The organism is Lichenihabitans sp. PAMC28606 (assembly GCF_020616535.1).
Classification (GTDB): domain Bacteria; phylum Pseudomonadota; class Alphaproteobacteria; order Rhizobiales; family Beijerinckiaceae; genus Lichenihabitans; species Lichenihabitans psoromatis.
On record NZ_CP085136.1, the window covers coordinates 3,927,704 to 3,947,859 of the forward strand.

The window sequence follows — 20,156 nt, forward strand, 5'->3', positions numbered from 1 at the left end:
GAATTTGGATGACAAAGCAGCATTTCGGCGCCTCTCACGTGCCACTCTCCCCTGCCGTCAGAGCTGGAGACTTCATCTACGTGTCGGGGCAGGTTCCGGTCGGGGCCGACGGCAAAGTCGTGGCCGGGGGCATCGACGCCGAAACCCGGCAGGTGATGCAGAATATTGCGGCGGCTCTCGCGCTGGCCGGCGCGGATCTGTCCAACGTAGTCAAAACCTTCGTGATCCTGGTCGATGCCGGCGATTTCGCCGCCTTCAACGCGGTCTATGCGGACTATTTCCCGACGAACCCGCCCGCTCGCACGACGCTCGAGGCCAAGTTGATGATCGACATCAAAATCGAGATCGAGGCCATCGCCTACAAGCCGCTCTGATGCGGATTTTCACCGCCTCCTTCGCGACCGAAACCAACACGTTCTCGCCCGTGCCGACCGACCGCGCGAGTTTCGACATGGCGTTTTATGCGGCGCCCGGGCAGCATCCCGCGACGCCGACGCTCTGTTCGGCCCCCATGGTGGTGCTGCGCCGACGTGCCATCGCGGAGGGTTTCGATCTTGTCGAAGGCACCGCCACCTGGGCCGAGCCCGGCGGCCTGCTGCAACGGCAGACATTCGAGGATCTGCGTGATCAGATCCTTGACGAGTTGCGCGCCGCGATGCCGGTCGATGGCGTGGTGCTTGGCCTTCACGGCGCCATGGTGGCGCAGGGTTACGACGATTGCGAAGGCGACTTCCTCGAACGCATTCGCGCTCTTGTCGGGCCGGACGTTCTCGTCGCGGCCGAACTCGATCCGCATAGCCATCTCACGCCGAAGCGCGTCGCCAACGCCGATATTCTGGCGGCATTTCTCGAATTTCCGCATACGGATTTCGTCGAACGCGCCGAGCATGTCGTCGATCTCGCGCTACGAACGCTGCGGGGCGAGATCAAGCCCAGCATGGCGAGCTTCGATTGTCGGATGGTCGGCGTCTTTCCGACGAGCCGCGAGCCGATGCGTTCCTTCGTGGATCGCATGAAGGCCATGCAGGGCCGTGATGGGATTTTGTCGATCTCGCTGATTCACGGTTTTATGGCGGCGGACGTGCCCGAACTCGGCACGCGGATGCTGGTGATCACCGACAGCGAACCCGCCAAGGCGGCCGAGGTCGCCAAGCGTCTCGGCCTCGAGATCTTCGCGCTGCGTGGCACGACAGCGATGCCGATGCTGGAGACCGAGGCTGGTCTCGACCGCGCCGTGGCGCTATCGGCGGCAGCCTCCGGAAAGCCTGTGGTCGTGGCCGATGTTTGGGATAATCCCGGTGGTGGAGTCGCGGGTGACGGCACGCTGATCCTTCGCCGCATCCTCGATCGGCAGATCGATAACGTGGCGGTCGCGACCATCTGGGATCCGATGGCGGTCACGTTCTGTCTGGCGGCCGGGGAGGGCGCGCGCTTGATGCTTCGCTTTGGCGGTAAAGCCGGCCCGGATGGGGGTGCCCCCATCGATGCCGACGTGACGGTGTTGAAAGCGGTGCCTGAGGGCTGGCAAAGCTTCGGTGCAAGCCGGGTGACGCTTGGCGCAACCGCCGTCATTCGCATCGAAGGAACTGCCGTCGAGGTGATCCTCAACACCAACCGGACCCAGACGTTCGAGCCCGACATCTTCTCCAATCTCGGGATCGATCCTGCCGCGAAGGCCATTTTGCTGGTCAAATCGACCAACCACTTCCACGCCGGGTTTGCGCCAGTGGCAGCCGAGATCATCTATATCGATGCCGGTGCGCCTTATCCGTCCGATCCGCGGCGAACCGTCTATCGCAAGCTGACCCGTCCGCTCTGGCCGCGCGTCGATGATCCGCATGGTTCCGCAGGCTGACAATCTTTTGCTTTACAAGGCTTTACTTTGCCAAGGCGCTCTTTGAAGATATGCGGATCGCGCGGGTCATGATCGTTCCGACCGTGACCCGCCGCAACGGGAGTGACCGCCATGGCCAAGGGTGAGCAGAAGAGCAACAAGGAAAAGAAGAAGCCCAAGCAGGAAAAACCGAAGGATACGGGTCCTGTGTCGCCGTTTGCGACCAAGGGCAAGGACAGCGCCAAGAAGTAATCGTCGGGTCGGAGCGCCGGGCTCCGGGCTCGTCGTGCCGTATCGCTCCGCGCGATCAGCGTCGACCGTCGGCGTGAGGTCCGCACTTGTGTCGTGTCATCGTTGATGGCACGAGACCGCGAGCCTAGCTCAACCCGGAGGATCGACGCGCATGTCTCTGCAACGCTACGTCGAATGGGTCGCCGCACAAGCGCTTCCGCTTTGGGCCGAAAAGGTGTGCGACGACACCGGGTTGTTCTGGGAAGCCTTGACGCTCGATGGGCAACCGTTGCGCTCCGCCGATTTGCGGCTGCGGACGGGCATGCGACAGATCTATGTGTTTGCTCATGCGGCCACGCTCGGGCTCGCGCCGCCCGGCCCGAGTATCGCGCTGGCGCAGCGGATGATGGACCGGCTTCGATCGATCGCCTGGGCTCCCGATGGCCGCAAGGGTTGGGTCGCGCGGTTCGACCGAAGCGGCACGGTGCTCGATAGCCGGCATGACCTCTACGACCATGCTTTCGTTCTCCACGCTCTCGGATATCTCTATCAGGCGACTCGCGACGAGCGCTATCGCACCTGGATCGACGAAACCCTGCACGTCATTGACGAGGGTATGGCCGGGCTGCACGGAGGCTGGGCCGAGAGCACGATGGGCGAACTCCCGCGTCGCCAAAATCCGCATATGCACTTCTTCGAGGCCAATCTGGCGCTCTACGAGACGACGGGCGAGGCGCGCCATCTCGCCCGCGCGGGTGAGTTATTCGGCCTTTTCCGCAGCCGTTTCATCGACCAGAGCACCGGGGTGCTCCGCGAATTTTTCGGCCCCCAATGGCAGGTCGATGGGGCCTATCGCTCGGAGCGCCTCGACCCCGGACATATGATGGAATGGGTGTGGCTGCTCCGGCGCTTCGAACGATCGACCGGACGTTACGTCTCAGGCCACTGTTCTGCGCTGATGCAGACGGCGCTCGCTATCGGGCGGCATGAGAGCGGCTTTTTGATCGATGAGGTCGATATCTCGGGACAGCCGCTTAGCGACAGTCGACGCCTTTGGCCGCAAACAGAATATCTCAAGGCTCTGTTGGTTCAGTCGACCGCGACCGGACGACAGGACTTGCTGGATGAAGCCGACGCTTTGGTCCAGCGCCTCCTCGCCACCTATTTGGGCGGACCGATCAAGGGATGCTGGCAGGACCAGTTCAGGCTAAGCGGAACATCGTCGGCGACGACGATCCCGGCAAGTTCATTGTACCATTTGATCGTACCCGCGGCCGAGATCTTGCTCGCCCGCGCCGCGCCTCAGCGCTGATCCATCCGCGACGCGACGTCGATGGCGTTCAATTCTTTCTTGATAGCCGGCTTCATCTGCTTGGCCGATGCGAGAGCAACGAAATCGTCGTTGTTATAGGGCCATGAGGTCGAGCCATTGAACACCCGCATGCCCGACGCCGTCATCACGGCATCGCCGCGCTGAAGGGTCTTATCCGTAAAGATCGTGGTGTTACGGATCGCCTGAAGCGTTTCCTGCGGCGATCGTGCGGCTTGTGCCGGACGCGTGTGGTGCTTCGGCCGCATCCGCACGGTCAATGGCGGGCTGGATGGATCGTCGAACATCGGCTGAGGAAGGGGTTCGCTCGATTGAGCGTTGCCACCACCGAAGATCTGCTGAAAGAAGTCCGACACGACGCCATTGTCTCGCGCATTCGCGACACCGGTGCTGGCGATGAGCCCGATCAAAACGATCGCACTGAGTCCCCGTTTGGCCGCAAAGGTCACGTTGGTTTTGCTCAATGTCACGTCAGCCCCCGGCAGATAAAGCGTTGCCCGATGATCTAACGAGCGAAGATGACGGGCGTGCCACTCTCCTAGCGCCGCCCCTCACGCCTCTCAATTCGGATCTTGGTTCAAAGTTGCAATTTGTGTGGACGGTGACTTTGACGGGATGCGGCTTACCGTTTGCCGGTGAAGAACGCGATGCGCGCGGATGCGCCGCCCCCCGGGTTTTGCTAGCGTCGGCCGATGACCAATGCCGTCCGTACTCCCCCCGCGACTGCTGTTTCGCTTCCTGCGCCACAGATCGCCGCCGCGACGGCGGAGGATCGCGTGACCCCGATGATGGCGCAATATCTCGGCATCAAGGCCGCGCATCCCGATTGCCTGCTGTTTTATCGAATGGGGGATTTCTACGAACTCTTCCTGGCGGATGCGGAGGTCGCGGCGCGAGCCCTCAATATCGTTCTAACCAAGCGCGGAAAACACCAGGGCGAGAATATCGCCATGTGCGGCGTGCCGGTCGATCGCAGCGATGATTACCTGCATCGGCTGATCGCGCTTGGCCACCGGGTGGCGGTTTGCGAACAGATCGAAGATCCGGCAGAGGCCAAGAAGCGCGGCAATAAATCCGTTGTTAAACGCGCTGTGGTTCGGCTGGTGACGCCCGGCACCTTGACCGAGGACCGCCTGCTCGAGCCGGCCCGCGCCAACACGCTGCTGTCCCTGGTGCGGTTGCGCCAGGGCGAGGCCGAGTGGCTTTACGGATACGCCGCTGTCGATATCTCGACCGGCGCCTTCATGGTCGGCGATGTGGCGGAAGCCGCCGTTCCGGCTCTGATCGCCCGATTGGAGCCGAGCGAGATCGTTGTGCCGGACGCGATGAATGCCGAGCCCACGGTCGCGCTCATGCTGCAGGAATCCGGTGCGGCCATCACGCCCGTGGCGCGTGAATTCGCCGACAGTACGATGGCCGACCGGCGGTTGCGGGACTGGTACGGGGTCGAGACCCTCGATGGGTTCGGCGCCTTTTCGCGAGCCGAAATCGCCGCTGCCGCATCGGCCGTGGCTTACGTGACGCAAACACAGGTCGGCGCCCGCCCACACTTGCGGGCGCCGGCGCGAGCCGAACGCGGGCAGGCGATGGAGATCGACGCCGCGACGCGGGCCAATCTCGAACTCACCCGCACCATGTCGGGCGAGCGGACCGGATCGCTGCTGGCCGCCATCGACATGACGGTGACGTCGGCCGGCGCGCGCTTGTTGGCCGAACGGCTTGCCGGGCCTCTGACGGAGCCGTGCGCCATCGCGGCGCGCCAGGATGCCGTGGGGTTCGTGCAGGCGGATGCACGGCTTCGCTCCGGTGTGCGGGGTTTGTTGAAAGCGACCCCTGATCTTAGCCGGGCTGTGTCGCGCTTGGCGCTCGACCGTGGCGGCCCGCGTGATCTTGCGGCCTTGCGGGACGGGATCGCGGCCGCATGGGCAGTCGGCACCAGGCTGAAGCAGGCCGCCGATCTCCCGGCCGATCTGTCAGACGCTGCCGACATCGCGCTGCGGATCGATCCGGCGCTCGGTGACCTGCTGAAAGCCGCTCTGGCCGATGACCTGCCGCTGGCTCGGCGCGACGGCGGCTTTGTACGGGCTGGCTATGATCCAGCGCTCGACGACATCCGCACGTTGCGGGACGACACGCGGCTCGTCGTAGCCGGCCTCCAAGCGCGCTATGCGGAGCAGAGCGGCGCAAAGCAGCTCAAGATCAAGCACAACAACTTTCTCGGCTTCTTCATCGAAGTGCCGCAAGTGCTTGGCGAGCAATGGCTGCGGCCTCCTCACAATGCACTTTTCATCCACCGGCAGACCATGACGGGCGCGATGCGGTTCTCGACGACCGAACTGGCCGAACTCGACGCGAAGATCGCCTCCGCTGGAGACCGGGCTCTGGCGGCTGAACTCGACATCTTCGCGCGCCTTGCCCAGGCGGTGCTGGATCAGACTGACCCGATCCGCGCCGCCTCCGATGCGCTGGCGTTGGTGGATGTGACTTGTGGTCTCGCCGAGATCGCGACGGCGCGCAATTGGGTGCGGCCGATCGTCGACGGCTCCCTGGCTTTCGCGATCGATGGCGGCCGGCATCCCGTCGTCGAAGCGGCCTTGAAGCTGCGCGGCATCAGTTTCGTGGCGAACGATTGCGATCTCTCCGGCAGCGGGTCGACGTCGGGCAACCGCAAGAAGCACGCGGCGGGGGGGCGTATCGCGGTGGTGACCGGCCCCAATATGGCTGGTAAATCCACTTTCCTCCGGCAGAACGCGCTGATCGCCATTCTGGCGCAGATCGGATCCTATGTGCCGGCGACGGCGGCCCATATCGGGGTCGTCGACCGGTTGTTTTCCCGCGTCGGCGCGGCCGACGATCTCGCGCGAGGCCGTTCGACCTTTATGGTCGAGATGGTCGAAGCCGCCGCGATCCTCAATCAGGCGGGCCCGCAATCGCTGGTGATCCTGGATGAGTTGGGGCGCGGCACCGCGACGTTCGACGGCCTGTCGATCGCCTGGGCCGCCATCGAGCACCTGCACGAGGTAAACCGGACACGCGGGTTGTTCGCGACGCATTTTCACGAATTGACGCAGCTCAGCAAGAAGCTCCCCCGCCTGACCAACCTGACCATGCGGGTCACGGATTGGAACGGCGAGGTCGTGTTTTTGCATGAGGTGATGGCCGGCGCGGCCGATCGCTCCTACGGGATCCAGGTCGCTAAATTGGCGGGGCTTCCTGCCGCCGCCGTCGAGCGCGCCCGCGTGCTGCTGGCCGAGCTCGAGGCAAGCCAGCGTGCCGCGCCGGTCGCCCGCATGATCGACGACCTGCCGCTCTTCGCGCTGCTCGATCGACCAGCGCCGACACAGGCAGCGCACCGGCCCGACCTCTTGCGCGAGGCGCTCGACGCGATCGACCCCGACGATCTAACGCCGCGTGCCGCGCTCGAGGCGCTCTATACGCTCAAGCGGATGCGACGCGATGGTGAGGCGACGTCGTAAAAAGCTCAGGCTTGAGACGCCAAGGCCGCGGCATCTCGGCCGATTTGGCTGGCGAGGGTGTCGGAGCCGAGTCCCTCGATCAGCCCGCGTTTGATGCGCCCGATGAGGCTCGGGCCTTGGAACACCAGGGCGCTGTAGAGTTGCACGAGGCTCGCTCCGGCGCGGATCTTGGCGAGCGTTGTTGCGGCGTCCGAAATGCCGCCAACCCCGACGAGCGGGAATTGCCCTTCGACGCGCAGGAATGTCGCAGCCAGCATGGCGGTCGAGGGGCCGAAAAGGGGGCGACCGGAGAGGCCGCCGGCTTCGCGTGCTGTGTCGCGATGGTGCAGCGACGCGGGTCGGGCCAGCGTCGTATTCGACACAATCATCCCGTCGAGCTTGCGGTCTCGCGCGACGCGCACGACGTCGTCGAGTGCCGCGAGATCGAGGTCGGGTGCGATCTTCAGCAGCACCGGCACGCGGCCGTGCAAGGCGCTCGCCGCATCGCGCGCGTCGAGCGACCGGGCCAGCAGGTCGTCCAGCGCCGAGGCGGCCTGGAGATCGCGCAAGCCTGGCGTATTGGGTGACGAGACGTTGATGGTGAAATAGCTTGCGACATCGGCGAAAATCGTGATCCCGGCCGCGTAATCGGCGGCGCGGTCGGTCGCATCCTTGTTGGCCCCGATATTGACGCCGACGATCCCGCCGCGCGCCTTGCGGCTCATGAGCCGCGCATGCGCCGCAGGATGGCCGCCACTGTTGAAGCCATAACGGTTGATCAACGCGCCATCCTTCGGCAAGCGAAAAGCACGGGGGCGAGGATTTCCGGGCTGCGGCTTCGGCGTCACGGTACCGATTTCGGCAAAGCCAAAGCCAAGGCCGAGCAAAGCGTCCGGCACGTCGGCATTCTTGTCGAACCCGGCCGCGATGCCGAGCGGATTGGAAAACGCGAGGCCGAACGCCGCGACCGTGAGACGAGGATCGTCGGGGGCAGGGCGTGAGGATGGCGCGAGGCGCAGCGCCGTGATGGTCAAACCATGCGCGGTTTCAGGATCGAGACGCAGCAGGGCCGGATGCAGCAGCGCGCCGACTGCGCCGAACAGGTCGCTCACGCGAAGCCGTCTGGGAAGACATGCCGTCCCCCGGCGTCGAGCCGCAGCGGCTCGGCCCACCGCACCGCCGTCATCGGCAGGGAAGCGAAGAGATGCGGGAACATGGCACCCCCGCGCGAGGGCTCCCACTTCAGCGCGTCACCGAGCGCAGCGGCATCGACCGCCACGAGGAGCAGATCGGTCTGCCCGGCAAAATGCTTGGCCGCCGTTTCGCGTGCTTGCGCGGCGGTCGAGAAATGGATGAAGCCATCCGCCGCGTCGATCGGCGCGCCCTTGTAGACGCCCGAGGCCTCAGCGGCGCGCCACGGCGCCTCGGGTGTGATCTTGTAGATCAGGCCGGTCATGGAACGCTCGACGCCTGGCGCTCGGCCAGGAAGGCCGCATGGTCCTCGATCAACGTGCCGTCAAGCGCCTTGCCGATGAGGGCGCGGGTCTCGGGCAGGCCGTAAAGTGCCGCAAACGAGCCGAAGCGCGGCCCTTTCGCCTCGCCCAGCAGCACCTGATACAGCATGTTGAACCAGTCGTTCGATACGCCGGGCCGCTCCGGCGTCGCAGTCTTGGCTTTGAAGTCCTGATAACGCGAGATCGGGCGGGCAATGTCGTAGAGCGCGGTCTGGATCTCCTCGGCGCCGCTGCCCGGCGGCAGGGCGCCCAGCATGTCGGACAACGCCTGGAGGGCGCTCCGCTCGACCTCGTCGGCCGCGCGATATTGCTTGGCCGGCCGCACGAAGTCCCGATAGTAGCGCACCGCATAATGCACCAGCCGATCGAGGCGCGGATGGGTCTCGGGCGAGGCGTCCGGCGCATAATTGCGGAGGAAGCCCCACAGCACCGTCGCATCCTCGGTATTGGCGACCGCCACGAGGTTGAGCAGCATGACGAATGACACCGAGGTGCCGCCATCGGCCGTCAGACGCTCAGGGGCGGGCGGATTTCCGGAATGAATGTGCCAGACGGGATTGCCAAGCCGCTCGCGCCAGCCCTGGCGGGGATAGGCGTCGAGGAAGGTCAGGTAATCGTCGACGGCGCGCGGGATCACGTCGAAGAACAAACGCTTGGCGGCGGTCGGCTTCGCATACATGAACAGCGATAGGCTTTCGGGCGACGCATAGGTCAGCCAATCGTCGATCGTGAGACCGTTGCCTTTCGACTTCGAGATCTTCTGGCCTTGTTCGTCGAGGAACAATTCGTAGTTGAATCCGTCCGGCGGCTCCGAGCCAAGCGCGCGACAGATGCGGCCTGAGAGCTTCACCGAGTCGATGAGATCCTTGCCGGCCATTTCATAGTCGACGCCAAGTGCATGCCACCGCATCGCCCAATCGGGCTTCCACTGCAGCTTGCAATGACCGCCCGTGACAGGCGTGACAAAGAGCGTATTGGTGACGGGATCGCGCCAGGAGATGGTTCCGGCGGCCGCATCGTGGCTTTCGAGCGCAACCTGCATGACAACGCCGGTTTCCGGATGGATCGGCAGGAACGGCGAATAGCTCGCGGCCCGCTCTTCGCGAAAGCTCGGGAGCATGATCGCCATGATGGCGTCGTAGCGCTCCAGCATCAGAAGAAGCGCGGCGTCGAACTCCCCAGCCGCATAAGCCTGCGTCGACGACACGAAGGAATAGTCGAAGCCGAACTGGTCGAGGAAGCTCCGCAGGCGTGCATTGTTATGCGCGCCGAAGCTCTCGTGTGTACCGAATGGATCGGGGACCTGCGTCAGCGGCTTGCCGAGAAAGGGCAGCATCGCGTCGCGGTTGGGGATGTTGTCCGGCACCTTTCGCAGGCCGTCCATATCGTCCGAAAAGGCGACGAGCCGCGTCGGAATGGTGTCTTCGGTCAAGATGCGGAACGCATGCCGCACCATGGTGGTCCGCGCCACTTCGCCGAAGGTGCCGATATGCGGCAGGCCTGACGGGCCATAGCCGGTTTCGAACAGAACCTCCGTCTGCCCGGTGCGCTTGACCCGCGCGATCAATTTGCGCGCTTCCTCGAACGGCCAGGCAGTGGCAGTCTGCACGAAGGCAGAAAAGTCGTCGTCGAGGGCAGCGATCGGGTCGGGGGGCATGGGCGAGTTAAGTCCGGTGTTTTGGATCAAAGAAGGATGTCAACGCTCTAAAGCAGATCGACGGACCTCGCACGCGCGAAATGCGATGGACGACAGCGGGATCAGCAACGGAACAAAACCCCAGTCGCAAGCTTAGCAGTTACAAACGGAGTATCATCGATGATCGCTCGTGAAATTCTGGCGCAAGCTGTCGCGACCGCGAGTGTCGCAATCCTTCTGGCTGCGCTCGGCGCGAGTGCTGCGCGCGCACAAGCCTATGAGAACCCCAACCTCCCGCGTAGCCCCTACGCGTTGCCGGTCCCGCAATTCAATGGCAGCGTCGACGAGCCAGACGGGGAGGATGCGGCCCATCCGCAAGGCAGCTGGCGTCATTGGGGCGACACCCGCAACGAGGGTCAGGTGTTTCAGCAATTATTCGCGCCGGGCGGGGTCGCGGGCGGAGCGCCAGGTTACGCTTACGGTCCCGAAGGCCTCCTCCCGCCGCCGGTCATCGAGGACCCGCGTCGCGTCCGTTTCTGCCGCCGCCACCCTGACCGCTGCGCGGACTAACGCTGCGCGGACTAACGCTGCGCACCGATCTCACGCAGCCCGACAAGGCGTGGGTTTGCGTTTTGTCAGGTCAGAGCCGCTTTCGGGCGGTTCTTCGCCTTGAGGATGTAGCGGGCATATTCCGCCTGGGCGTGGCGAATGGCCCGTGCGGCATGGAAATCCTTATGCCGAGTGAGCACTGGATAATCGTTCAGGCGCAAAAGGTCGTCCAGCGCCCTCGATAACTCTGCCATCGTCATCCGATGGCCGCGCGCGGCGTGTTGCTGGACCAGCAAAAGAAACTGCTCGCATAAGGTATGCACGATGAAGAGTTCGTGCTGATCGAGGTAGTTTTGCGCGATGCGCGCCTCGTCCATGCTCGGCACCGCGCCATCGAAACGCTGCAGACCCATGGCGGGCTTGTCGTGATCGGCACGCTCGAGAATGAGGTCGGGCGGTGTTTCGCCCGTCACCGCATAGGCGAATTTATCCTCGAGCATGGTCGTAAACCGTTTGCTGGCGTCGCTGTCGGCCGCATAATCGTCGGCGCTCGCGGCGAAGAAGGCGCGCACGCTCTCGTAGATGTTGGTCTCCTCGGCGCGGATCGCCCGGAGCCGCGCCGCCAGCGTGTCGCGCGTCTCCCGGTCGGATCGCAGCCGCCTTTGATCCAGCACGAAGCCATCGACCATCAGCGCCCGCAAGGTGCGGCTGGCCCATTGCCGAAAAGCCGTGGCTTTCTTCGAATTGGCCCGATAGCCGACCGACAGGATCATATCGAGGTTGTATCGCTCTGCCGCTGCGGCAGCGGCATCGCCTTGGGGGGCCGTCCGCACGGCGCGCACTGTGGTTTCGGCGTTTAACTCGCCCTCGGCCAACACGGCTTCGATATGTTTCACGATAGTGGCGACCGGCGTTTTGAACAGCGTCGCCATATCGGCGGGTGTCGCCCAGATCGTCTCGCTCCGCAGGTCGAGTTCGAAATCCTGGGGCTGGTCCTCAGCCGCGAACCAAACGAGTTCGAATTCGAGTTGGTCGGCGGCCGCCGCTTTGGGCATGGTTAAGGGTTCCAGGGAAAAGATCGGTCAGACCCTCAACGAGCGGGGGCGGCATTGGCTCCATCGCCGCCCATCATGTCGGCCGCACGCGATTCTTGGCCAAGCCGTGCTCCGTCTTGGTCCACACATGCGGGCGGCCCATCATCTCGAACAACGCCTGCCATGTCGCATAGCTCAACAGCAGCAGATAGGGCGGCAGCATCGCCACATAAATGGCCGTGTCGAACAGGCGGCGGCGTCTGATCCCGACCGCGATGGGCAGGACCACACTGGCAATGCCCGAGACGATCAGGAGGGCCGACAGAAAGGTCCAAGCCCAATCGGCGCTCGTATGCGGCGACAACAGCGACCCGAAGGTCGCCTGCAGCAATACGCCCGCCACGAAAACCGGGCCGAGCAGCGAACTCGCGATCGTGCCGCAGAGGATCGCGAAGATCGCCGAACCGCCGGCCAGCCCGAGGTCTGCGAACAGGCGTGCCGGGTTACGGCTATGGGTCTGGAGCGTCACCATCCAGCCTTTCTGCCAGCGGCACCGCTGCCCCAACCACGCTTTGAGCCGATACGGCGCTTCCTCCAAGGTGGATGATTGCAGCACGTCGACCCGATAGCCGAAGCGGGCCAAACGGATGCCGAGATCGATATCCTCGGTCACGTTCCAGGCATCCCACCCGTTGACGCGGCGCAGGGCGTTCACCCGAAAATGGTTCGACGTTCCACCGAGCGCGATCGGCAACCCGAGCCGGGCCAGCCCCGGATTGATCACGTCGAACAAGGCTGCATATTCAAGCGTGAACACACGCGTGATCCAACTGTCGGCGCTGTTGTCGATGGCGAGGCGGGCCTGCACGCAGGCGAGGTCGTCGCCGCTGCGCTCAAATCGATCCACCGCCTTGCGGAGCTGGTCGGGCTGCGGTCGATCCTCGGCATCATAGACCACAAGGAAGCTGCCGCGCGTGAATTGCAGCGCGACGTTGAGGGCGCGGGGCTTGGTCTGCGGTACGCCGGCCGGCGCGATGAGAATCTCGAACCGATCCGGCAGATGCTCGGCCTGAAGCGCATCGATCGTGTCGCGGTCGCTGGTTTCGACCACCATCTTGATGTCGAGACGCGCCGCAGGATAGTCGAGCCTCCGGAGCGCTGCGACGAGGTCGGGCACGACCCGTGCCTCGCGATAAAGCGGCACCACGATCGTATAGATCGGCAGGCTGTTGTCGGGCCGTCGGGGTCGCGGATCCGAGATGGTTCCGAAACTCCACATCGTCGCGAGCAAGCGCACGTAGACCATGGCAAGAAACAGCAACGAGAACAGCAGGCACAATGCCGCGAGCGTCGCTTCGGGCCAGAACCACGCCCCGACCATCATGGCGCAACCGAGGATGGAGGCAGAAAGGCGTTGGTGTCGGCTCCAGCCCGCACGCGCCGACAAGGTCTCGTTCCAATCCGGCAGCCCGTGGCTTGCAGCCGTGACGATGGCCCGCCGATGATGCAATCGGATGAGCGCGGCGAGCCGTTGCGGCGACGTGATGGCCATCCGCTCGTGGTCTCGCCAACGGCCTTGCGCCAGTCGGCCGAGCACGAGCGCGAGGCCCGCGCCGCGAGGCGCCAGCACATAATCAAGCCCCTGCGGGTTGGGAGAGAGCCGCACCATTTCGACCCGCATGGCATTGTCGAGATGCTGGTCGCCGCTGATCGGCAGAGGCTTATGCATGTAGGCGACGCCGAGATGGTGGGCCAGCAACTCGTAGAAATGCTGTGCCGACATCGCGCCTTCGGCCAGCAACGCCCGATCGGCCGACACATCGGTCTCTTCCGCGCTCGCGGCGGCACGACGCAGGATGGCGCGGTCGATGCCATAAAGCACCAGAAACGCGATTTCGATCGGCAGCTTATCCCGATCGCTCATCCGTGTTGGCATGAGCCGGCAGAGATGCGCGAGGGGCCGTGAGGCAGGGAAAACACGCGATCGCCTTCCATGAAGCCGATACCAGCACCACGACGACGGCATCGGCATAGGATACCGTGCATCGATGGCGCCGAACAACCCAAAGGAAGCCTCTCGGTGAAGATTGTTTACGTTACGTCAGGCGTGGTTCTGCTGGGCTTGATGGCGGCAAGCGGAGGCGCGCGCGGATCGGACGGCTTGGTCGTCGTGCCGAGCTTCGTCGACCCGCAGCATCATATCGAAAAGCCCAGCATGGACCCGGCTCAGACCATTCGGTTTCTGACCAGCGACGATTACCCGCCGTTCAATTTCACCGCGCCCGACGGGTCGCTGGCGGGGTTTAACATCGATCTCGCGCATGCGGTCTGCGATGAATTGAAGGTCACCTGCACGATTCAGGCACGGGGATGGGAGGCTCTGGTCCCGGCGCTCGACGCCCATGCTGGCGACGCCGTAGTGGCCTCGATCGCGATCACGGCCAAGACCCGCGAGACGGTCGACTTTTCTACGCCGGTCACCCGCACTCCGGCTCGGTTCGCCGTGAGAACCGGGCATGGACCAACCTCCGTTCTGCCTGAGACGATGGGGTCGCTTCGCATCGGCGTACAGATCGCCACCGCCCATGCGGCCTATCTCGCGGCGTTTTTCCCGCTCGCCAACGTGAAGACATTCACGGATCCCGACTCGCTCCGGGCTGCCCTCAAGGCCGGCGAGATCGATCTGATGTTCGCCGACGGAGTATCGACGGCTCTCTGGCTGAACGGCACGGCGGCGTCGGGCTGCTGCGCTTTTGCGGGCGGGCCGTTCGCCGAAAGCCGCTACTTCGGCGAAGGCAGCGGCATCGCGGTTCGAAAAGGGGATGCGCCGCTTCGGCAGGCCCTCGACTACGCGCTTGAGCGACTGTCTCAACGCGGCGTGATCGGCGATCTCTATCTCAAATATTTTCCGATTGGATACTATTGAGTGCGAGCCGATCGAGAATCAGAGTTCGCGCCTGAATTCCTCGGCGGCGGCCTCGGGCTTTTGGCTCAAGTTTAACGCATTCACGAAGCGGCCGTCCCGATCCATGACATAGACGACCGCCGTATGGTCCATGGAATAGTCGCCGTCTTTCGTCGGCACCTTCTTGGCATAGACCTTATAGGCCTTTTCGACCGCCTTGATGGCCTCCGGGGTGCCGGTCAGCCCGGAAATCCGGGGATCGAAACTCGAGAGATAGTCTTTCATGACGGCAGGGGTATCGCGTTCTGGATCGACCGTGATGAACAGGGCCGAGACCGGTTCGCTCGTACCATAGGCATTCAGCATTTGGGTTAGATCCGACAGGGTCGTCGGGCAGACGTCCGGGCAATGCGTATAGCCGAAGAAGACGATCATCGGCTTGCCGGCGAAATCGGCCCGCGTGACCGCCTTCCCGTTTTGATCGACCAGCGCGAACTCACCGCCGACGCTCGATGCGAGCGGCACATGCTGCGGCATCGTCATGGTCCATATCGCAAGGCCAAGTGCCACGCTCCCGATCAGCAAGGCGATCGCTGCGACAGGTGAGCGGAAGAGGCCGCCGGTGCGGGACATGGGATCGCTTTCGAGTTGCGCGGCCGGTCAGCCGCCGCCGACCACGCGCGAGACGACGCGAGCCGTGAAATCCACCATGGGCACAACCCGGGCATAATTCAGACGCGTCGGCCCGATGATGCCGAGGACGCCGATGATCCGATGCGTGCTGTCACGGAATGGCGCCGCGATCATCGACGAGCCGGAAAGCGAAAACAGCTTATTCTCCGAACCGATGAAAATCCGCACGCCTTCGCCGCTTTCGGCACGGTGCAGAAGCTCGATCACGTCGGTTTTGGTCTCGAGATCGGCAAACAACAGCCGAATGCGCTCGAGATCCTCGATCGCGGTCAGATCCTCCAAAAGATTGGCTTGCCCGCGCACGATCAACTGGCGGCTTCCCCCTTGCAGCCCAGCCCAACTCGCCAGCCCCGAATCGACCAGCCGCTCGGTGATGGAATCGAGTTCCGTTTCGGCAGCGCGGCGTTCGGTCTCGATCTCCGTTCGGGCTTCGGCAAGAGTGCGGCCCCGGATGCGGGCGTTGAGATAATTTCCCGCTTCGACCAAGGCGGAGGCGGGGAGGCCGGGCGAGGTCGCGATCACGCGGTTCTCGACGTTGCCGTCCTCGCCGACCAGGATCGTCAGCGCGCGTTCGGCATCAAGGCGCAGAAACTCGATATGTTTGATCCGGTCGTTATCCTTGCTGGTGACCACCACGCCGGCGCCGCGCGTCAGTCCCGACAGAAGGCTCGACGCCTCGCCGAGCGCATCCTCGAAGCTGCGCGACTCGGACGCCGCCCGCACCTCGGTTTCGATGCGACGCCGTTCTTCGTCGCCGACATCGCCGACTTGCAGCATCGCATCGACGAAGAAGCGCAGGCCTGTCTGGGTTGGAAGCCGACCGGCGCTCGTATGCGGCGCGTAGACCAGCCCGAGTTGTTCCAGATCCTGCATTACGGAGCGGATCGAGGCGGGCGACAGCGCTCTCGGCAGTAGACGAGAGAGATGTCGCGAGCCGACGGGCTCACCGGTCGCCAGATAAGAATCGACGATATGTTTGAAGATGTCGCGCGAGCGTTCGTTCAGCGATGCGAGAGTGCCCGTCGTCAACGGTTCCGCCAAGCGTGCAAGGATAATGACATCATTCGATCATGCCGCTCGACAGCGCTTGGTGCAAGCGACGCATCAACGCATGCTAAGGCCGATCCGTTGCGCGACGTCGCTCCAGGTGGCCTCCGCCGAGGCGGCTCCGGCGGCCAGCAGCCCAGCCGAATGACCAGAGGGGATATGGCTGCCGCCAACATAGCCGATCACGCGCATGCCGGCGGCGGTTCCGCCTTCGGCCCCGAACACCGAATCCTCGATCACGATACAACGGTCGGGCGCGACCCCCATTTTGCGAGCCGCAAAAAGAAAGATATCTGGCGCCGGCTTCCCCCGTGCCACCTGATGGGAACTGAACACCGCCTCGTCGAAATAGCCTGCAAGGCCCGTCAATTCGAGACTGAGCCGGATCCGCTCCGGGTTGGACGACGAGGCGACGCATCGCTTGACGCCGTCGAGACGATCGAGGAACGCCTTGACGCCCTGCGTCGGCTGCAGGTCGCGCTCGAAGGCGCGTCGGGTCGCTGGCCAGAGTGCCTCGGTCACCCCATCCGGAATATCCATGTGGGTCGCTTGCGCGATCTTCTGCAGAACGTCGGCCTGCTTCATGCCGAAGCAGTCGGCCACCATGGCGGTCGTGGCCGGGACACCCGCGCGGTTGAGCACGTCGACGAAAGCCGCGAACGCCAGTTGCTCGCTATCGACCAGGACGCCGTCACAGTCGAAAATCAGCAAATCGCAATGCGCCAGCATCATGGCCCCCTTGTCCCGTCTCAAGCGACCTAAGGGGTGGAGCCGCATACTGACAAGGTTTTTCAGTCCGATGCGATGATCCGGGCCACCGGTTGCGTCGCGCCGCCCACGCCTTTAAGCCAGGGTCACAATCCACTCACTCGGGTTTCTCCATGCTGGCTCGCGTTTCCGTCACTCTCAAATCAGGTGTCCTCGATCCGCAGGGCAAAGCGATCGAGGGAGCCTTGCAGTCTCTCGGGATCCAGGGGATCGGCAGCATTCGCCAGGGCAAGCTCTTCGAGATTGAACTCGACGCGCATGACCATAGCGACGCGCAGGATCTTCTGCGGCAGGCGTGCGACCGGCTGCTGGCCAATACCGTGATCGAGAATTATGCGATCGAGATCCTGGAAGGATCCACGTCGTGAAATCGGCGGTCATCACCTTCCCGGGCATCAACCGGGAACGCGATGCCGCCCGGGCCTTGCATCGGGTGTCAGGGCAGCAACCTGCCATCGTTTGGCATGCCGATACGGCGCTGCCTGACGGGACGGATCTCGTGGTGCTGCCGGGCGGCTTCTCCTACGGCGACTATCTCCGCTGTGGCGCGATCGCGGCGCGATCGCCGATCATGGACGCAGTCCGCCACCACGCCGCGCGTGGCGGCTTGGTCCTGGCGATCTGCAACGGGTTTCAGATTGCCTGCGAAGCTGGGTTATTGCCCGGCGTCTTGGTCCGCAACGCCAATCTGCGCTTTCTTTGCCATTTCCAGCACGTCAGCGTGGAGCGGAACGACACGGCTTTCACGCGGCGCTTTGACAAGGGCGAGGCAGCCGAATTCTGCGTCGCGCATGGCGAAGGAAATTACACGGCCGACGCCGAGACGATCGCGCGGCTGGAGGGCGAGGGCCGCGTGGCGTTCCGCTACTGCGACAAGACCGGGGCCATCGGTGGCCAAGCCAACCCGAACGGGTCGGAGCGGAACATCGCAGGCATTTATTCGGATAATCTCAAAGTGCTCGGCTTGATGCCGCATCCAGAAAACCTGATCGATCCGCTGGTCGGCGGCACCGACGGGCTCAAGCTGTTCGAGAGCCTCGCGGCCTGAGGCATCAAAGACAAAGCCTTCCTGTAACGACAGGAAGGCTTTGTCATTCAGTCGATCGCCTCGTTCAGGCGATGTCGCGAACGTCGACGAAGTGACCCGCGATCGCGGCCGCTGCTGCCATGGCGGGCGAAACGAGATGACTGCGGCCCTTGAAGCCCTGACGACCCTCGAAGTTGCGGTTCGACGTGGTGGCGCAACGCTCGCCAGGCTTCAGCTTATCGGGATTCATCGCGAGGCACATCGAGCAGCCCGGTTCGCGCCAATCAAAACCCGCCGCCTTGAAGATGAGGTCGAGCCCTTCGGCTTCGGCTTGTTCCTTCACAAGACCCGAACCCGGCACGATCATGGCGTCAACGGTTGTGGCCACTGACTTGCCTTCGACGATCTTGGCGACCGCGCGCAAATCTTCGATCCGCCCATTGGTGCAGGAGCCGATGAAAACGCGATCGAGCTTCAGATCCTGGATACGCTCGCCACCTTTGAGGCCCATGTAATCGAGCGCACGCGCGATCGAATGGCGCTTGTCGTCCGTCTCACCATCCTCGATCCGCGGCACTGTTCCGGCCACGGAAGTAACGTCTTCCGGGCTGGTACCCCAAGACACGATCGGCGGCAGGTTGGCGGCATCGAGATGCACGATTTTATCGTAATGGGCGCCCTGGTCGGTCTGCAGCGTCCGCCAATAGGTGACGGCCTGGTCCCATGTCTCGCCCGTGGGCGCCATCGGGCGGCCCTTCAGATAATCGAAGGTCTTGTCATCGGGAGCCACGAGACCGGCACGCGCGCCGCCTTCGATCGACATGTTGCAGATCGTCATCCGGCCTTCCATCGACAGCGCGCGAATGGCTTCGCCCGCATATTCGATGACGTGGCCGGTGCCCCCGGCTGTTCCGATCTCGCCGATGATCGCCAAGATGATGTCTTTGGCGGTGACGCCGTGCGGAAGCACGCCATCGACCTGAACGAGCATGTTCTTGGCTTTGCCCTGGATCAGAGTCTGGGTCGCAAGCACATGCTCGACTTCCGAGGTGCCGATCCCATGCGCCAAGGCGCCGAACGCGCCATGCGTCGAGGTGTGGCTGTCGCCGCACACGATCGTCGTGCCCGGCAAGGTAAAACCCTGCTCGGGACCGATGATATGGACGATGCCCTGGCGACGATCGAGTTCGTTGAAATATTGGATGCCGAACTCGCGCGCATTCTCGGCCAAGGTCTCGACCTGAATGCGGCTTTCGGGGTCGCTGATGCCGAGGCGACGGTCGGAGGTCGGCACGTTATGGTCGACCACCGCCAAGGTCTTTTGCGGCGCATGAACACCACGTCCGGCCAAACGCAGACCTTCAAACGCCTGCGGGCTGGTCACTTCGTGCACAAGATGGCGGTCGATATAGAGGAGGCACGTCCCATCGTCCTGCTGGTCGACCACGTGGTCGTCCCAGATCTTGTCGTACAATGTGCGCGGGGTCCCTGAATGCGTCGCAACCATGATGGCCTGATCCTGATCTTGTGCCGCGACCAGAGGTGGCTCGACGACAACGGACCTGCAAGGTCCGGATCGACCCAACCTTCATGGGTCATGCGCCCGCGTTCACGACGGCGCATGACGGTTTGCGGACTGTCCCGTGATTATTCGGCGGCCGGAGCTGCCTTGTCGGCAGCCGGAGCGGCCTTAGCCTTGACCTTGCTCTTACCCGACGTATCGACGCGTTCGGCGATACGCGCCGACTTGCCGCGACGATCGCGCAGGTAATAAAGCTTGGCGCGGCGGACACGCCCACGTCGCAGCACCTTGATGCTGTCAATGTTGGGCGAATAGATCGGGAAAACGCGCTCGACGCCTTCGCCATAGGAGATCTTGCGGACCGTGAAATTTTCATGCAGGCCGCTGTTCGCGCGGGCGATGCAAACGCCTTCATAGGCCTGGATACGGGCGCGCTCGCCCTCCTTGACCTTGACGTTGACCACGACTGTATCGCCGGGCTGGAACTCGGGGATCGAACGAAGCGCCGTCAAACGAGCGACTTCCTCGCGTTCGAGGATTTCGATGATATTCATGATGACTCCTTGCCGATGCGACTTAAATCGCTGCGTTTCGGCGCGCTGTTTTAAGTT

19 protein-coding genes are annotated in these 20,156 nt (G+C 63.6%); 8 read left to right on the forward strand and 11 right to left on the reverse strand.

All coding sequences use genetic code 11. From position 1 onward, the window contains the following. Positions 1 to 8: 8 nt before the first annotated feature. From LGH83_RS18500 to LGH83_RS18510, 3 genes are all read left to right on the forward strand, one after another. On the forward strand, positions 9 to 374 hold the full coding sequence (locus LGH83_RS18500) for a RidA family protein (protein ID WP_227399887.1): 366 nt from the start codon (positions 9 to 11) through the stop codon (positions 372 to 374). Then, a complete protein-coding gene (locus LGH83_RS18505; RefSeq protein ID WP_227399888.1) occupies positions 374 to 1,855 on the forward strand; it encodes a M81 family metallopeptidase in 1,482 nt (493 codons plus the stop codon). The genes LGH83_RS18500 and LGH83_RS18505 overlap by 1 nt, the downstream gene beginning before the upstream one ends. A gap of 382 nt (positions 1,856 to 2,237) precedes the next feature. Beyond that, positions 2,238 to 3,377 (forward strand): AGE family epimerase/isomerase, encoded by a 1,140-nt coding sequence (locus tag LGH83_RS18510; RefSeq protein WP_227399889.1) that lies wholly within the window; start codon positions 2,238 to 2,240, stop codon positions 3,375 to 3,377. Here LGH83_RS18510 and LGH83_RS18515 read toward each other — a convergent pair. Further along, a complete protein-coding gene (locus tag LGH83_RS18515; RefSeq protein WP_227399890.1) occupies positions 3,368 to 3,865 on the reverse strand; it encodes a hypothetical protein in 498 nt (165 codons plus the stop codon). The two genes, LGH83_RS18510 and LGH83_RS18515, sit on opposite strands and share 10 nt — an antisense overlap. 222 nt (positions 3,866 to 4,087) lie before the next feature. Here LGH83_RS18515 and mutS point away from each other — a divergent pair, with 222 nt between their 5' ends. Continuing rightward, positions 4,088 to 6,871, forward strand: coding sequence for a DNA mismatch repair protein MutS (gene mutS, locus LGH83_RS18520; protein ID WP_227399891.1), 2,784 nt, complete (start codon positions 4,088 to 4,090; stop codon positions 6,869 to 6,871). 5 nt (positions 6,872 to 6,876) lie between these two features. On the opposite strand, the gene LGH83_RS18525 is transcribed toward mutS, so the two are convergent. Genes LGH83_RS18525 through LGH83_RS18535 form a run of 3 tightly spaced genes read right to left on the reverse strand, consistent with a single transcriptional unit; the run spans position 6,877 to position 10,021 of the window. Continuing rightward, on the reverse strand, positions 6,877 to 7,953 hold the full coding sequence (locus LGH83_RS18525; RefSeq protein ID WP_227401920.1) for a quinone-dependent dihydroorotate dehydrogenase: 1,077 nt from the start codon (positions 7,951 to 7,953) through the stop codon (positions 6,877 to 6,879). A gap of 5 nt (positions 7,954 to 7,958) precedes the next feature. Beyond that, on the reverse strand, positions 7,959 to 8,306 hold the full coding sequence (locus LGH83_RS18530; RefSeq protein WP_227399892.1) for a DUF952 domain-containing protein: 348 nt from the start codon (positions 8,304 to 8,306) through the stop codon (positions 7,959 to 7,961). Further along, a complete protein-coding gene (locus LGH83_RS18535; protein WP_227399893.1) occupies positions 8,303 to 10,021 on the reverse strand; it encodes a lysine--tRNA ligase in 1,719 nt (572 codons plus the stop codon). Before LGH83_RS18535 ends, LGH83_RS18530 begins: the two co-directional genes overlap by 4 nt. Before the next feature lie 159 nt (positions 10,022 to 10,180). Between LGH83_RS18535 and LGH83_RS18540 the strand changes: the two genes are divergently transcribed. Continuing rightward, the gene (locus tag LGH83_RS18540) at positions 10,181 to 10,570 is read left to right on the forward strand and encodes a hypothetical protein (RefSeq protein ID WP_227399894.1); all 390 of its coding nucleotides are present in this window, start codon (positions 10,181 to 10,183) and stop codon (positions 10,568 to 10,570) included. 65 nt (positions 10,571 to 10,635) lie between these two features. Here the strand turns inward: LGH83_RS18540 and rhuM are convergent, their stop codons facing one another. Beyond that, positions 10,636 to 11,604: a RhuM family protein gene (gene rhuM / locus LGH83_RS18545; RefSeq protein WP_227399895.1), complete on the reverse strand. Its 969-nt coding sequence runs from the start codon at positions 11,602 to 11,604 to the stop codon at positions 10,636 to 10,638. Between the two features lie 73 nt (positions 11,605 to 11,677). Then, positions 11,678 to 13,507: a glycosyltransferase family 2 protein gene (locus LGH83_RS18550; protein ID WP_227399896.1), complete on the reverse strand. Its 1,830-nt coding sequence runs from the start codon at positions 13,505 to 13,507 to the stop codon at positions 11,678 to 11,680. 156 nt (positions 13,508 to 13,663) lie between these two features. Between LGH83_RS18550 and LGH83_RS18555 the strand changes: the two genes are divergently transcribed. After that, the gene (locus LGH83_RS18555) at positions 13,664 to 14,509 is read left to right on the forward strand and encodes a transporter substrate-binding domain-containing protein (protein ID WP_227399897.1); all 846 of its coding nucleotides are present in this window, start codon (positions 13,664 to 13,666) and stop codon (positions 14,507 to 14,509) included. Positions 14,510 to 14,527: 18 nt separating this feature from the next. Here LGH83_RS18555 and LGH83_RS18560 read toward each other — a convergent pair whose 3' ends face one another. The 3 genes from LGH83_RS18560 to LGH83_RS18570 all read right to left on the reverse strand — a co-directional run bounded on the left by LGH83_RS18560 (position 14,528) and on the right by LGH83_RS18570 (position 16,960). Beyond that, the gene (locus LGH83_RS18560) at positions 14,528 to 15,121 is read right to left on the reverse strand and encodes an SCO family protein (RefSeq protein ID WP_227399898.1); all 594 of its coding nucleotides are present in this window, start codon (positions 15,119 to 15,121) and stop codon (positions 14,528 to 14,530) included. Positions 15,122 to 15,148: 27 nt separating this feature from the next. Next, the gene (gene hrcA, locus LGH83_RS18565; RefSeq protein WP_227399899.1) at positions 15,149 to 16,210 is read right to left on the reverse strand and encodes a heat-inducible transcriptional repressor HrcA; all 1,062 of its coding nucleotides are present in this window, start codon (positions 16,208 to 16,210) and stop codon (positions 15,149 to 15,151) included. 75 nt (positions 16,211 to 16,285) lie between these two features. Next, entirely contained in the window at positions 16,286 to 16,960 is a 675-nt protein-coding gene (locus LGH83_RS18570; protein ID WP_227399900.1) for an HAD family hydrolase, read from the reverse strand. A gap of 149 nt (positions 16,961 to 17,109) precedes the next feature. On the opposite strand from LGH83_RS18570, the gene purS reads away from it, so the two are divergent. Next, the gene (gene purS, locus LGH83_RS18575) at positions 17,110 to 17,364 is read left to right on the forward strand and encodes a phosphoribosylformylglycinamidine synthase subunit PurS (RefSeq protein WP_227399901.1); all 255 of its coding nucleotides are present in this window, start codon (positions 17,110 to 17,112) and stop codon (positions 17,362 to 17,364) included. Then, positions 17,361 to 18,044: a phosphoribosylformylglycinamidine synthase subunit PurQ gene (gene purQ, locus LGH83_RS18580; protein WP_131195643.1), complete on the forward strand. Its 684-nt coding sequence runs from the start codon at positions 17,361 to 17,363 to the stop codon at positions 18,042 to 18,044. The genes purS and purQ overlap by 4 nt, the downstream gene beginning before the upstream one ends. Positions 18,045 to 18,108: 64 nt before the next feature. Here purQ and leuC read toward each other — a convergent pair whose 3' ends face one another. Together leuC and rplS are read right to left on the reverse strand one after the other, a co-directional pair. After that, positions 18,109 to 19,530 (reverse strand): 3-isopropylmalate dehydratase large subunit, encoded by a 1,422-nt coding sequence (leuC, locus tag LGH83_RS18585; RefSeq protein WP_227399902.1) that lies wholly within the window; start codon positions 19,528 to 19,530, stop codon positions 18,109 to 18,111. Positions 19,531 to 19,670: 140 nt separating this feature from the next. Next, a complete protein-coding gene (gene rplS, locus LGH83_RS18590) occupies positions 19,671 to 20,099 on the reverse strand; it encodes a 50S ribosomal protein L19 (protein WP_131115035.1) in 429 nt (142 codons plus the stop codon). Between the last annotated feature and the right edge of the window lie 57 nt (positions 20,100 to 20,156).